Raw genomic sequence first — 15,075 nt, 5'->3', positions numbered from 1 at the left:
CTTGTACATACAAGCTACTTGATACGAATTTCCGACGCTCGATCCGGCCAGCGGAATTCATTTTATCCTCCACTTTTCAAAGGTAAGTTATGTCCTCGAGCAAACTCAATCTTTTTAGCTTTACCGGCAAAATGCAGATTTTGCACATGAGCTGGCTGGCGTTTTTCATCAGCTTTGTGGTCTGGTTCAACCATGCACCGCTGATGTTGGCGATTGCCGAGAGCCTTAAACTCAGCCAAGCCGAAATTAAAACCATCCTGATATTAAACGTGGCATTGACCATCCCTTCGCGGATTGCCATCGGTATTTTGGTGGATAAATTTGGCCCCAAACGCACCTACTCTACGTTATTGGCGATCAGCAGCATTCCCTGTTTCATGTTTGCCGCTGCCGACGACTTTCAGCAACTGGCGCTGGCGAGATTTTTGATGGGTTTCGTCGGTGCCGGCTTTGTCATCGGAATCCGAATGGTCGGCGAATGGTTCCCAGCCAGACAACTGGGTGTTGCCGAAGGCATCTACGGCGGCTGGGGCAATTTCGGCTCAGCTGCTGCGGCCATCGCCTTACCGTCATTGGCCTTGGCATTCGGCGGCGAAAACGGTTGGCGTTATGCGATTGCCTGCACCGGCATCGTGGCTTTGCTCTATTCAGTGATTTATTTTTTCAGCGTCAGCGATACGCCCAAAGGTTCGACGTATTTCAAACCCAAGAAAGCCGGCGCCATGGAAGTCACCAGCATCTGGGATCTGTTCTTCTACATCCTGATGACCATTCCCTTGTATGCAGCGTTAAGCTTGCTGACCTGGAAACTGTCGCCAACCGGCATGCAACTGTTATCCGGTGACACTACCATAGGCCTTTACATCGGGATTTGGCTATTGTTTCTCTACAACTTGTACAAAATCGTGCACGTTAATCAGGAACATCTCACCCAACCCATTGAACCGATACACCAATACAAGTTTAAGCAAGTCGCCATTCTGGATCTCGCATACCTGGTGACCTTCGGCTCCGAACTCGCCGTCGTGTCGATGCTGCCGCTGTTTTTCCACGAAACCTTCAAACAGACCGGCATTACCCCGGTGCAAGCGGGCTTATTGGCATCCAGCTTCGCGTTCATGAACCTGGTCGCGCGGCCTGGCGGTGGCTGGCTGAGCGATAAGTACGGGCGAAAATTGTCGCTGAGCGTTTGTGTAATCGGTTGTGCGCTGGGCTATGCCGCTATGTCGCAAATCAATTCGGCATGGCCCATTGCCCTGGCGTTTGCCGTGACCTTTTTATGTTCCTTTTTCGTCCAAGCCGGATGCGGCGCCGTCTACGCGATGGTGCCCTTGATCAAGCGCCGTATGACCGGGCAAATTGCCGGCATGGTCGGCGCTTACGGCAATGTGGGCGGCGTTACCTTTCTAACAGTCTTGTCTTTTGTCACACCGGAAGCCTTTTTTCTGACCATCGCCGGTACGGCTGTCGTGGTTGCGCTGGCGGTGCAATTTATCGAGGAACCCGCCGGCCACATGGCAGAAGTGATGGAAGACGGCAGCGTGGCCATGATCGAAGTGGTTTAACCGGCAAAGCATTCCGGCGTCATCCGCCGAAGTATCGTTTCAGTAATTTTTAATATTGAGTTATTTAGAGGAATACCCATGATCGAAGCATTATTAGCCATCCTAGCCTTGACTTTAATCGTTTGCTGGCGTTGCGCTTGCCAGGCATCCGCTAGAGAACGCCACGCAACGCAACAACTCCCCCAATCCAAAAGCCACCCTTTTTTGCCTGAAGATGCCGTTCTGAGGCGGCATGTCATTTCCCTGGTCCACCACGAAATCGAAGCCACCCTACCCCCGCGCCCCAGCGACTCGGTGTTACTACGCCATCACCAAGCCTTGCTGATGACTAAACTGGAACAGCGCCTGGCGGAATTGCGCCATTACCGCACCTGCTAAGCCGCGCAACATCCGTTATCCGCAGACTATGGGCAAAACCTTATCAGTCAAGCTCGGTTCGCACAGCGACAAAGGTGTGAAACCCGAAAACGAAGATTGCTGGGGGGCTGTCGTCCCCAAGGAACCGCAACTCACCCTAAAAGGCATCGTAGCGGGCATTGCGGACGGCATGAGCGGCAGTGAAGCCGGCAAGGAAGCCAGCCATTGCTGCATTACCGCGTTTTTGGAAGATTATTACAGCACGCCGGATTCCTGGTCGGTGGCCAAGGCCGGCCAAAAAATCCTCTCTGCCACCAACTCCTGGCTGCACAGCCAGGGACAAATCCGCTATGCCTCGGTTAAAGGTATGGTGAGCACGCTCAGTGTGCTGGTACTTAAATCCAACACCGCCCATATTCTGCACGTCGGTGATTCGCGGATTTATTTATGGCGACAACATGACTTGGAGCAACTGACCCGCGACCACAGGCTTTGGGTGTCCAACGACAAAAGCTATCTGAATCGGGCGATGGGTATCGAGCCGCATTTGGAGGTCGATTACAAATCGCTGACCGTCGAAAAAAACGACTTGTTCATAATGACTTCGGACGGGCTCCACGATTTTATTAGCGAGCACCACCTAAAAGCCCTGCTCGCGCAGGATTCCGATCTGCAAGCCCTTGCCGAAATCTTGGTAAAAACCGCCTTGGCTAACGGCAGCGACGATAATGTAACCTGCCAGCTTGTTCGTATCGACGACTTGCCGCAGCTGCGCGAAGACGAAATATTGCGGCACCATGGGCACTTGCCCTTCCCGCCGCCGCTGTCACCCGGCATGCTGCTGGATGGCTACCGGATCGAAGCGGAATTGCATGCCAGCAAACGCACGCAAATTTACCAAGCCTTCGATACGCTGCATAACCGCCGGGTGATTTTGAAAACACCATCGGTGCTATATAACGACGACACCCATTATATCGAGCATTTTTTGCACGAAGAATGGGCCGGCAAACGCCTCAACCATCCCAACGTCTTGACGGTGCTCGAATCCGACCGTGCTAAAAGCTGTCTTTACTATGTAACCGAATTTATCGAGGGGCAAACCTTAAGAGAATGGATCACTCAGAACCCCAAGCCGGAGATCAAGCGGGTACGCGCCCTGATCGAACAAATCGCCAAAGGGCTACGCGCCTTTCATCGCATGGAAATGCTGCATCAGGATTTGAAGCCGGAAAATATCATGATTGACAACAGCGGCACGGTGAAGATCATCGATTTCGGTTCGGTGAAAATCGCCGGCATCGCCGAGATCACCCCGCTTGACCGGCATCAGACCGAGAATATTCTCGGCACACTGAACTACACCGCGCCGGAGTATCACCTGGGGCAAACCGGCACGGTAAAGTCGGATTTGTTCTCCTTGGGCGTCATCTGTTACGAAATGCTCAACGGCAGCCTGCCATTCGCCAACATGCCGGAAAAACCCAATCGCCACAATCTCGAGCGCCTGGTTTACATTCCCAGCATCCGCCGCAACGAAATGGTGCCGATCTGGATAGACGGCGCCCTGAAAAAGGCCACGACCGTTTCGCCACGATCCCGCTACGACGAATTGTCCGAATTCCTGCACGATCTTTCCACCCCCAACCCGCAATTCCTGAAAGCGGAAGACAAGATTCCGCTTATAGAACGCAACCCACTGTTGTTCTGGAAAAGCACAACAGCGCTGTTCTTTCTGATCAGCGTGGTTTTACTGTTCTTGTTGAGCCGGAAATAGCGGCCTGCATAAAAAGAATGAACGGCTGGCAATTGGCGTGCATGTCGTAGTCTGTTCCTGCTGGCATTCAAAATGTAGATACTGTTAGCTTGCGTAATCGCACATTTCAAAGCCATCGTCCTCCATGCGCATCGCCAATCGGAGCGGGCTTGACATAAAACCCCTACCTGATAAAGTCAGTGGCACATCAATAGGCAGGCAAAATTGCCTGATAATCAATAGTTAGCGTTCATCCATAAGACATTCATGGCATTCGTTTCAGAATCACTGGCATCGACTGTCAGCAGCTTCGTATCAGAGCACGAGCACGCTCGAGCCTTGATCACCGAGAAAGGAGAGCGAAATACGAGATGGGTCGATGCTCAGTCAAATTCGGTGTTGTATCTGCTATCGAAAGAGGACGTCGCACACGGTATCGCTTCCTTTGAATGGCTCTTTTTTGTCGACTCGGTTGCGCTGAGCTTACGGACATCAGGTCACGTTGGCCCTAGCTCAGCATCTTGGCAACTTCAGCGTGTTTCATCTACTCAGGCGATCCCAGAGTACCAAAGAACAAGGCTGCTTCATCTGATAAAGGACGCATCAAGGGCCTACATGAAGTGGTATGACAGACAGTTCTGGGAAGCTGAAGTTTGGCTTGATAGCAACCTGTCAATTGACAGCAAAAGCACCAAGTGGCTGGATATGAACGGAATGGGTGACGATAATCGCTAACCCGGCTCTCAAACTCGCTCCCTCTGGTCGCCCGCGCCGGTTAGCTCTAGGTTAGCGCGCAGTGGGTCTTTCCAAGTCAGTCAGTAGCCTCGATGAAATCGAGGGTTCGAAGGCCACCACCCTTAAAATTTGCCTATGTTAGTCTGATGATGGATGGCCGACACCCTCGATTCCGCTAACGCTGCATCAAGGCTACACAAAACCTACCCCGGACTTGCAATCTCAGAGGCTATCCATTCCACTGCGATCACTAAAGCCGAAGCCCGGTAGGGTACGCACCGCGTACCTTTTGGCTGCCAAAAAAGCCATTAAATGGTACGCAGTGCATACCCTACATCTGATATGCAATTAGCATTTGATCGAGCGTTATAGGCTCCGAACCGGACAGACAGAAAGGAAGGAAGCCCAACAGCCCAGTTCTGACCACTCTCGTCGGTCCACCTTCGTAAATGTTGAGAACCAACAAACCTCAAACCGCCCCTCTTAGCTCCACCGGCCGCCCCATGCAAAGCCTTAAATACACTCTGGCGATGGCGATACCGTTGATCACAAAGGACACGGTAATCGGCGCGGCAAACCAGGGATGTTGGCTGCTGGCATGCGACAAGAGTAAATCCTCGCCTAAAAATGCCGGCGTGATGGGAAAGCCCACCAGACCTAAGAAACTCAAAAATAGCATCAGCGACCAACCGGGACGGGTTTCGGCAAAGGCGCGAAATACAAAAGGTTCGTCGGCGAAATGGTAATGTCTCAGCAAAACGCTAAGCGTCACAATACCCAAAGCCCAGGAGGGAATGATGCCGCTGAAGAACAAGGCTACGTCGTACCAAGCGGCAGGCACCATCAGCCACACGGCCACACCCGCCAAGATGCTGCTCAAGGCCACACTGTGCCAAACCTGAAACGGGCTGCGTTTGTTACTGAATGCGCTTAAAGACACGACCGCCATCGCCAGGGAGATCGGCATGGACAAATAGATTCTGGCCACGCTGCTGACGCCGGAAGCGGCGATGCCAATGATCGCCAACAGCGCGAGGCCCGCCAAAATTTTGATCCACAGACTCACCCCGTTCAATTGCCGGCCCAGGTTTTTCAGCGGTTCCCACAAAATCTTCTTCACCAACAATTCCAACTGCCCTTCCTGCAAGGCAAAGACATACAAGGTATTTTGCAATACGTCAGGCAAGGAATCGCGAATCGACGCCGGCAAAAACGTCAGTTGTTCATTGTTTTTGATATAAAAATCGCTATCGACATTGCCTTCCACCCGCAGTAAATGCGCCACAATGGATGGCGATACCAACAACTGATAGCAGCGCAAAAACGCATTGCCCATAAAGTGCAGCAACACCAAATCTTCCAAACCCAATGCCAATTCGACGAACATAATCCCGACTTGCGCGATGGAAGCATAAGCCACTTGGCCTTTGATATTGGACTGGGTTTTCTCCGCCAAGGTGGCGACAAACACCGTCAGAACGCCGGTGCTGAGCACAATCAAACGCGGCAGGTAGTGATAACTCCAGATCGGCATGGTCCGCAATAACAAAAACACACCCAGATGAATCGATAGCGCCCCGTAGAATATGGCGCTGGACGGCGTCGGCCCTTCCATGGCCCGTGGCAGCCAGAAACTGAATGGAAACTGCGCCGATTTGCCGGAAGCAGCCAAAATAATCAGCCAGGATAAAATGGCCAAGGAGGCATAGCCGGCGGGCGGAATATTGTTGGGATCGAACATAGTCAGCAACTGGCTAAAATGCTGACTTTCATGAAACAGCAAATGGCTCATCCAGGTACCGACCAACAAACCAACATCGCAAAAACGATAAATGGTGTAGGCGCGTAAGGCATTGCGCACGGGCTGCGGGCGATGGCGGTAAAAGGCAATCAGCAAGAATGAGGAGATGCCGACGATCTCCCAACCCGCAAACAGCATATCGATACTGCCGGACAGCACGATCAGATTCAAGCCAAACGCAAACCCAAAAATAGCCTGAAAGAAGCGCTTATATCCCGCTTCCCGGTGCAAATATACCCGGCAATATTTGACAATGGCCGAAAACACCGCCCACACCACAAATAAATACACGGCGCCGACTCGATCCAGAAAAAACAGCAAAGGGAATTGGTAATCGTCGTGTTGATACAACACCAGCCATTGATATTCAAAGTTGGCAAAGCCATGGGCGGCCCATGCAGCCAGTAAACCTAGCACAGCCACCCCTTTGATTCGGGTCATCCACAGACTAATCGCGGCAATTCGATGTTCGTTGTCCGGGCTGAAAAAAATCAGCAAAAATCCAAGCAATGGCAATAACACACACGCCAATAATAAAGCACTCACGCCAGTCTCCTTGCCAATTGGTGAACCGGAATCGTCCGGGTTTGTCCGACAATAATTTTTTCCGAGTGGCTGGCAACCGGCAACGGCCTGCCGGCGGCTGGTTCGGCCACTTTCCAGCCATCGCTGCTGTACAAATACAGGGCGCGGCTCACCGGATCGCAAGCCACAAAACGTATCCACTCGTTGTCCAGCCATTCCCGCCAGCCGCCCAACATAGCAATGGCCTGATCGGCAATCGCGGTCGTTTGCTCCACCACCATTAACAAGCGCGCCGGCTCGTGCACCTCGACCATTTGCGACGGCAAGCCTGTACGCAAATCCCCCTCAACACCATTAGCCACACCCAACAGACCGATCACGTTATGCGGCAGCTTGGTGCCGGCACCGTAGACGGAATTGTCGATACGCGAAAACAGATACTCCAGATTGATGCCGCCGCACACCGGAATCACCGCTGACAACACTTTCACTAAGATCGAACCATCGCTATCACTGTTAGGATCGTAGGATTGCAAAAACGCCCTTCTATCCAAGAATAGATGCCGGGTCAAGTCGCGCCGCCCCACCACACAATACAGATTATTGGAATGATTGAGTTCCGGGCGCGGCTCGAAAATCGACGAGGCCCGCGCCACCACATGACTATGCGCTTCCGCGTTGTTATGCGATTTCGGCCCCAATTCAAACCAGCGGCAGCGTTCGCGCGCGTTGCGCTGCAAGGCATGCTGCATACTGTGTTGGAAACTGTGAAACTCGTAGCGCGCGGCCTTATCCAGCTGTTGCTGATCGAAGTAAGTGATCTCATCGCGACTGGTATTGTGCAAAGCAGGGACAAAATGCGTACTGGCGGGAATATCGATACCGCGCTCCCGCAAAATATCGCGAACCTGCGGATGATTAGCCATCCAGGCAAAAGCCCGCGCATTCGGCGCACCGGGCTTACCGGAGCAAGCACCGCAATCGTAAGCGGCGAAATGCGGATTGTTGACGCTACTGGAGCCGTGTGCGACCACCACAATCAAGGGCGCGAACTGTTTAGTCAGGCCAATATTGCGCAACAAACCGCCCACCCTATCCGCCATTTCCATCAACGAAAACCCCAGCAAGTAGCCGTCTGCGTTGGGCTCATCGCTCTCCCGCAGTAAGTGTAAATGGCTATGGGCTTCAACTTCGCTCAAGCTTTGAATGCCCGGCAACTGACCACCGGGGCGCAACACGCTCCAGCCCAGTCGTAAGGCGTAGGCCAAGCCCAAGGTTTGCGTATACAACCAGCCGCGCAACATGGAATGCGCGCCAAAATGCAGGGTCGACAGCGATTCGCCCTTCTCCGGTTTATCGGACTGCGGTGTATCTGTCGATTCCAAAATCAGATGTTTGGGTTTGATCACCACCGGACATTGCGCCACCGGATACACATCATCCAAACCTTGGTAGAGAAAATCGATACCAAAAAATCCCGGTGCACCGAAGGTTTCGATACCCGGATCCATTTCTTCCAGATAGCGCCGCAGCGAGCATTCTCTGTCATCAATGCAAAATAGCGCCTGCACTTTGGGGGCATGCTCCGCTGACGGGTTAATGGGCGCTTGCTCGCGCAAGGCTATGAGTAATTCAGAATGCAGCGACCACTCCATTGCCTCGTGCCATACTCGCATTTTCAGTGGCACCTGTGGCTGGGTGGCATCGCGCTCCAGTAACGGAATAGCGTGTAAATTCGGTAGCTGGGCGATCTGTAAAAACCGATGTCCGTGCTTTTTATCGATAAACGCCAACTCGCAAGCCAATTCCACCGCTAACAATTCTTTCAGCGAAATAGCCCGTGGTGCCAACAACACATTCGGCTGGGTTTCGATAATCCGCACCATCCCCGACCAACCGGGATGCGCCAGCAATACTTCCAACAGATATTGGCCGTATAAGGTTTCGTCACCGACGATTTTGCTTAAACAATTCAAAATCACCTGGTCCGGCCCGGCGTCCAGCATTTGCCGCACCACCGGCTGATGAAACGGATACAGAGGTAACAGGCTGTTTTGCACCAAACGTAACACGCAATCCCAGAAGCGCTCGTTTGGCTTGGGCATGGCCCAACGGCTTATGCCCTGATCAAGAAAGTTACTTAACAATCTGAACATCACCGGATGCACCATCCCGTTCAAGTCGATTTCCAGATGATTGAGCCAAGCAGTGCGGATACCGTGGTTAGCCAACGACTGCGGCGGGTAATGGCTATGATCATCCGGCTCAAACAAAGACGACCGCAAAGACTGCTCTTGATAGACGCTGCAATTGGCCTGAGCAATCGCCCATTCCAGCGCTTGACCGCTGATCCGGCCTTCGTCATAGCGTTTCAGATAATCGGCCAAAGGCAAATAGCTTTTCGCGCCATATACCTGAGCCGCCACCGCCACCCCTTCGTGAAACGGATAGTCCTGCACGGCATGCAAGGTGTTGTGGTGAATAAAATCCTTAATAGGCCCCTGGCTGGGCAGCCAATGGGCGATGTGGTCGATAGTCGCATTGAGATCGAAAGCAGCTTTGTGAACATTGTGATGGGCAGAAGCAGACATCTGTAACTTAAACCTCGCTAATCAAACAGAAGTTGAGGCGAACAGCCTCTTATGCTTAACACAGCATAGTGCGTGCCAAATCCCTAAACACCGGCACACCAACGCTTCCAGACTATTACTTAAACCCCAAGCTAAGCCCCATCGGTGCAAATAAACCACCCAATTGGTTGAAGCTGACGAATCAACCAGGCCAATCAATCAAATCGACAACCATTTTCCGGGCAAGCACGTCCACAACCCTTGATATATCTGCACTGACGCAGTTCATGCAAAACTGGCATGTTTCTCGCTGCACTTTGGTTTTCCTAGGCTACTTGAGAAAGACCATGACCACATCCTCTTCGGCCACCTTGCCTAAATCCGGGCTCCCCGGTTTAATCGAAAACTGGCGTAGCGATCTGCTATCCGGGTTTTTAGTATTTTTGATTGCCCTGCCTTTGTGCCTGGGTATCGCCATGGCGTCGGGCTTTCCGCCGATGTCCGGCATCATCACCGCGATTATCGGCGGCGTGGTGGTTTCCCGAATCAATGGCTCGTATGTCACGATCAACGGTCCGGCGGCCGGTTTGATCGTGGTGATCGTTGATGCCGTACAATCATTGGGACAAGGCGATGCGATGGCCGGTTATCGTTACACTCTCGCCGCTATCGTTATCGCCAGCGTGTTGCAAGTGCTGCTGGGCGTGTTTAAGGCCGGCAAGCTCAGTGCCTTTTTCCCCTCATCCGTGGTGCACGGCATGCTGGCCGCCATCGGCATCATCATCATGGCTAAGCAGATTCATACCTTGCTGGGGGTTAAACCGGAAGCGAAAAGCCTGTTGGGGACCATCGCCGAAATCCCGCACTCGCTGATGGACATGAATCCGGAAGTGTCGTTGATCGGCTTGCTCGGCTTGTTGCTGTTGATACTTTGGTCAGTGATCAAACATCCCACTTTAAAAATGATCCCCGCCCCGCTGCTGGTGGTATTACTCGGCTTGGCCTTGGGTCAGTATTTTGATTTGGACCATATCCACCAATACCTGTTTTTGCCGGATGCCGCGATTCTGCCGCACCATGAATTCAGTGTCGGCCCGTCATTTTTGGTAGCGGTACCGGAACATTTTCTGGCCGGGTTTTATCTGCCCGACTTTTCCAAAATCGCCACCGGCGAATTTTGGCTGGCGGTATTAACCATCTGGCTGGTGGGCAGTTTGGAAAGCCTGTTAAGCGCCTCGGCCGTGGACAAACTGGACCCGTATAAGCGCAGCTCCAACCTGAATCGCGATTTAACCGCAGTCGGTATCGGCAACGTGATTGCCGGCATGTGCGGCGGTTTACCGATGATCGCCGAGATTGTCCGTAGCTCCGCCAACATCAATAACGGCGCAAAAACCGGCTGGGCCAACTTCTTTCATGGTTTATTTCTGCTGATCTTCGTGGCGCTGTTTCCCAAACTGATTCACGAAATCCCGTTGTCGGCTCTGGCCGCACTGTTAGTGTTCACCGGTTTTCGCTTGGCCTCACCCAAAGAATTTGCGAAAACCCTGGCCGTCGGTGTGGATAATTTTGCCGTCTTCGTCATCACGATTCTCGGTGTGTTGGCGACCGACTTGCTGGTTGGCGTGGCGATCGGCATCGCCGTGGAACTGGCAATACATGTCAGCCGTGGCCTCAAGCTACGCAACGCCTTTTCGATGGCTTTTCATGTGCGTCAAACCGATGCCGATACCCATCATATTGCGGTATCCGGCGCGGCTGTGTTTTCCAACTTCATCACCTTGAAAAGCTTGCTGGCCGATTTTCCGCAACGGAAAACGGTATTTTTTGATTTGACCGAAGCCAATTTAATCGACCATACGGTCATGGAATTCATCCACCATTTTGCCGAAGATTACAACCAAGCTGGCGGCCGTTGCCAAATTGTCGGCTTGGACGATCACGAAAGCTACTCCGACCATCATCTCGCGGCGCGCCGCAAAATTGCACTCTGACCCGGCTCAGGCGCACGCGACGGCAACAGCAGTCGCGTGACGCCCCAGCCGTCCTCAGCACCACACCTTAACAACCCCGCCAAAAGCCCGTTCCTCTCCCGATAACACCGGGAGATACAGACGCTTTTGCCTAAATTTTGGAGAATCGTCATGCACACACTATCGCGAACATTATGGTATTCCTGCTGCGTATGCTCGCTACTGGTTACTTCGACCGCTGTAAACGCTACTGAATTGCTTGAAGACTCCGGCGCCTGGTTACAAGCCGTGGCCGAAGGCAGCATGGGCTTTATCGATCCCAGCCTGAAAAACGCCCGGGTTTGGCTGGAAGGCCAATCGCGCTTCGATGGCGATTGGGGTCATTGGTATCAAGGCATGGTGCGTACAGCGGCCGGTTATGCCCTAAGCGACCGAGCCACACTCTGGGCCGGTTACACTTGGCTACCGACTCAAAACATCGGTAAATCTTATGTCTCCCAACAGGATATTTGGCCGGCATTTCGGTATGTATTGCCCACGGAGATCGGCACTTTTACCTTCCGCACGATGTGGGAAACCAACTTTTTAAACGGTAGCCAATTACGCGAACGTCCCCGGCAAATGATCAAATTCATGCATCCCCTCGAGTTCGAGCCGCGCTTGAGCTTGATTGCTTGGGACGAAGCCTTTTACCGGGTCAATTCCACCACCTTCGGCGGCAAGTCCGGGTTTGATCAAAACCGCGCGTTTGCCGGTTTCGGCTGGAGCTTCAACAAAAATGTTAGAACCGAATTGGGTTACATGAACCAATATCTCGATAACGCCAATCACAGTGCGGCCACGATGCGGCATTTGGGCATGGCGTCGGTGTTTGTTAATTTTTAAGCAGCGGACGTTAAACACAAGGTCCGCTCAACCGATTATCGAGGTCGCAGATGCCCAGCAAAGTCGCCCCCAAACAAACAAAACCGTTTTGGCATAATCCGATTTCGGAATTGTTCCAGCAGTTGCAAGCCGATGAACACGGTCTGACCCAGCAGGAAGCCGCATCGCGTCTGAAACACTACGGCGATAACCGTTTACAAAATCACAAGCCTCCCAGCACCGTCAGCTTATTTTTCGGGCAATTCAAAAGTTCGATTATTCTGATCCTGCTGTTTGCCACCGGCCGATCTGGCCGGGATGAGCGAAACAGCCTTGATCAATCAAGTGGCCCAAGTCAATTTATTCGCCGAAATCGAACCCAACCAGAAAGAACGCATCATTGTCGCTTTGAAAAAAGCCGGCTTCGTGGTCGGTTATATGGGCGACGGCATCAACGATGTCTCGGCACTGCATGCGGCGGATGTGGGCATTTCCGTGGACAGCGCCGCCGACGTCGCCAAGCAAACCGCGCAAATCGTGTTGCTGGAAAAAAATCTGCGGGTATTGCTGGCGGGGATTCGCGAAGGCCGCGTGACTTTTGCCAATACCCTTAAGTATGTATTCATGGCCACCAGCGCCAACTTCGGCAATATGTTCAGCATGGCCGGCGCTTCGCTGTTTTTACCGTTCCTGCCACTACTTCCCAAGCAAATTTTGCTGACCAATCTGCTGACCGATTTTCCGGAAATGACCATCGCTTCCGACAACGTCGATCCGGAAATGCTCGGCAAACCGCACCGCTGGGATATAGGCTTTATCCGTAAATTCATGATTACCTTCGGCATTATCAGCTCGGTGTTCGATTACCTGACCTTCGGCGTGTTGTTGTGGCTGCAAGTGCCGGTCGAGCAATTCCGCACCGGCTGGTTTTGCGAATCGGTGATTTCCGCTGCGCTGATCGTGTTCGTGGTGCGCAGCCAAAACAGCTTATTCAGCAATCGCCCGGGCAAGTATTTGATGATCACCACCGCCACCATCGTCGCACTGACATCGGCATTGCCTTATACGCCTTTGGCGCCGTTCATAGGCTTTCAACCGCTGCCGGCGGCGATTATCGGTTGGCTGAGTTTGATCGTATTGCTTTACATCCTGACCGCGGAATTGGCGAAACGGATTTTCTATCGCCACGTAAACCTATAGCCACCATAGTGCTTAAAAAATATTCAATGAAACACCCTCTCAATAACGACCTTTCCCACCACATTTTGCCCAATTCGGCCACGATGGTAGGTGTTTGCATTATGGTCATCAGCATCGTCAAAAGTCAGCCTTCAGGCATGGTCGGTTACGTGATCGACAAGGCGTTGGCGGTAGACAGTTTGTTATTCACCATCAGCGCGCTGTTATCGTTTTTGTCGATTCGGCTGGAGCGCTCAACCATCGGTTTGGAGCGCTGGGCGGAAGTGCTTTTTATCATTGGTCTGGTGTCGATGACTGTCATTGCCCTCATTTTTTCTTTCGAAATTGTATGATTGATTTTCGCTTTCCCTGCGAATGCGGCAGACTCGCTTCGAAGGGAAATTTAACTTAACCCTAATGTGGAATTAACATTCAATTCATCGCCAAATAGTAATTTAGACCGCTCTAATTAATCTAAAGGCATTTGGAATATGAAAACGATAAAAAGCTTGCCAATACAGCTATTGGCAATTCTCTCGGTCTTATCTGCAATCCCTAGGGTTGAGGCTGCAACGACTATTCAAATCGGCCCAAGCGGAAAAACCTTTGCCTCGTCTATGGTTCAGTGTGCGGTAAATCCAGCCACCGGCCTGCAAGCGGCAACCGTTCAAACCGGCCTCTTCAACCCAAGGTCAAAAGATAAGGCAACGATTACTCTCAATGGCGGAATTGTGACCAAAGTTACCGCGTCGCAACCCGATGTCGCGGTCTGGCTTGTTGATGGTAATAACTCTGTTGTGGTCGCCCTGTCTAGTAGAACAGCTGATACCTACGCCTTCACCGTACAACCGGGCTTCTGCGATCTACCCGATACGTCAGCTAACACTTTCAGCGCTGACGGCGTTCTCGAATACGCTGCCAGTAGAAAATCTTATACCACCGTCACCCCAGGCTGTGCCTTAAACCCGGCTAGCGGTAATACCCAGTACTTCGTCAACCTGTTCGATAATGGCAGCTACCTATTAAACGTATCTATCAATGGCACGCCGTTAACCCAATTGAACGGAACCACCCGAAAATCAGTACCCGTGTTTCTGGGGGCGGGTTTGAACGTAATCTCGGCAGCCAATGGCACCGTTTCCACCGACTACTACATTAGAGACGGCGGCAACGGCACTTGCACCTTACCGTAAATCAGAATAAGCGCCATGCCCTGTAAATGTCCCGGCAGTAACAGCATGGCGTCACTATTAACCCGGTCCTATTTATCACCGATATTCCGTTCGGGCTGAGCCGGTCGAAGCCTGATTTGGCGCACCCTTCGATAAACTCAGGATAAAAGGTATTTAAGGGCCGGGTTAATAACATTGGACGGTGGCGCTTGCTATAGCGACGAGCGTTGCTTGACTCGTCGATATACCTAACAGCAAGTCATTTAAGGGTTTCCGTGCCAAGCTGGGTTTCATTATCATTCAACCCAGCTTACGTCCACAAACGCAGATTCAGCTTGTTATTCATTAAAGGTCATTTGGACGTTTGACCAACCGCCTTCTTCTGCGGGTCAATCCCAACGCTTCAAACCTGCAAATAGTGTCACTCATTAATGGTGTAACACATGCCTTCAAGACCCGCTAAGGATTTCGCCAAAAATAACTTCCCTGTATTGATACTGTCCCTAACTGGATTTGTAATGGAGAATACAACGACTTGAACCGTGGAAGATGAAAAAGTGACTGGCTACGAACCCGCG

11 protein-coding genes and 1 pseudogene are annotated in these 15,075 nt (G+C 52.1%); 10 read left to right on the top strand and 2 right to left on the bottom strand.

Going from position 1 to position 15,075, the window contains the following annotated elements:
* Positions 1-89 precede the first annotated feature (89 nt).
* From QLH52_RS21370 to QLH52_RS21355, 4 genes are all read left to right on the top strand, one after another.
* Complete coding sequence (locus tag QLH52_RS21370; RefSeq protein ID WP_319962887.1) at positions 90-1,565, top strand: NarK family nitrate/nitrite MFS transporter; 1,476 nt, start codon at positions 90-92, stop codon at positions 1,563-1,565.
* Positions 1,566-1,643: 78 nt separating this feature from the next.
* Positions 1,644-1,943 carry a hypothetical protein gene (locus QLH52_RS21365; RefSeq protein ID WP_319962886.1) on the top strand — a complete coding sequence of 100 codons (300 nt, stop codon included), beginning with the start codon at positions 1,644-1,646 and terminating at the stop codon, positions 1,941-1,943.
* A gap of 28 nt (positions 1,944-1,971) precedes the next feature.
* The gene (locus QLH52_RS21360; RefSeq protein WP_319962885.1) at positions 1,972-3,699 is read left to right on the top strand and encodes a bifunctional protein-serine/threonine kinase/phosphatase; all 1,728 of its coding nucleotides are present in this window, start codon (positions 1,972-1,974) and stop codon (positions 3,697-3,699) included.
* 246 nt (positions 3,700-3,945) lie between these two features.
* Positions 3,946-4,413: a hypothetical protein gene (locus QLH52_RS21355; protein WP_205453599.1), complete on the top strand. Its 468-nt coding sequence runs from the start codon at positions 3,946-3,948 to the stop codon at positions 4,411-4,413.
* Positions 4,414-4,882: 469 nt separating this feature from the next.
* Here the strand turns inward: QLH52_RS21355 and QLH52_RS21350 are convergent, their stop codons facing one another.
* Both QLH52_RS21350 and QLH52_RS21345 read right to left on the bottom strand, forming a co-directional pair.
* Positions 4,883-6,760 carry a proton-conducting transporter transmembrane domain-containing protein gene (locus tag QLH52_RS21350; protein ID WP_319962884.1) on the bottom strand — a complete coding sequence of 626 codons (1,878 nt, stop codon included), beginning with the start codon at positions 6,758-6,760 and terminating at the stop codon, positions 4,883-4,885.
* Complete coding sequence (locus QLH52_RS21345) at positions 6,757-9,330, bottom strand: YbcC family protein (protein WP_319962883.1); 2,574 nt, start codon at positions 9,328-9,330, stop codon at positions 6,757-6,759. Before QLH52_RS21345 ends, QLH52_RS21350 begins: the two co-directional genes overlap by 4 nt.
* A 326-nt stretch (positions 9,331-9,656) precedes the next feature.
* Here QLH52_RS21345 and QLH52_RS21340 point away from each other — a divergent pair, with 326 nt between their 5' ends.
* The 6 genes and pseudogenes from QLH52_RS21340 to QLH52_RS21315 all read left to right on the top strand — a co-directional run bounded on the left by QLH52_RS21340 (position 9,657) and on the right by QLH52_RS21315 (position 14,518).
* The gene (locus QLH52_RS21340) at positions 9,657-11,303 is read left to right on the top strand and encodes a SulP family inorganic anion transporter (RefSeq protein WP_319962882.1); all 1,647 of its coding nucleotides are present in this window, start codon (positions 9,657-9,659) and stop codon (positions 11,301-11,303) included.
* A gap of 150 nt (positions 11,304-11,453) precedes the next feature.
* Positions 11,454-12,167, top strand: coding sequence for a DUF2490 domain-containing protein (locus QLH52_RS21335; RefSeq protein ID WP_319962881.1), 714 nt, complete (start codon positions 11,454-11,456; stop codon positions 12,165-12,167).
* Positions 12,168-12,217: 50 nt separating this feature from the next.
* A pseudogene (locus QLH52_RS21330) lies at positions 12,218-12,436 on the top strand (cation-transporting P-type ATPase); the annotation flags it as partial.
* A 28-nt stretch (positions 12,437-12,464) separates the two neighbouring features.
* The gene (locus tag QLH52_RS21325) at positions 12,465-13,346 is read left to right on the top strand and encodes an HAD-IC family P-type ATPase (RefSeq protein ID WP_319962880.1); all 882 of its coding nucleotides are present in this window, start codon (positions 12,465-12,467) and stop codon (positions 13,344-13,346) included.
* Positions 13,347-13,372: 26 nt separating this feature from the next.
* The gene (locus QLH52_RS21320; RefSeq protein WP_319962879.1) at positions 13,373-13,678 is read left to right on the top strand and encodes a hypothetical protein; all 306 of its coding nucleotides are present in this window, start codon (positions 13,373-13,375) and stop codon (positions 13,676-13,678) included.
* A gap of 138 nt (positions 13,679-13,816) precedes the next feature.
* Positions 13,817-14,518, top strand: coding sequence for a hypothetical protein (locus QLH52_RS21315; protein WP_319962878.1), 702 nt, complete (start codon positions 13,817-13,819; stop codon positions 14,516-14,518).
* Positions 14,519-15,075: the final 557 nt, after the last annotated feature.

It is taken from the genome of Methylomonas defluvii (genome assembly GCF_033949435.1).
Lineage (GTDB): Bacteria > Pseudomonadota > Gammaproteobacteria > Methylococcales > Methylomonadaceae > Methylomonas > Methylomonas defluvii.
This window is presented reverse-complemented; position numbering and strand designations above follow the sequence as displayed.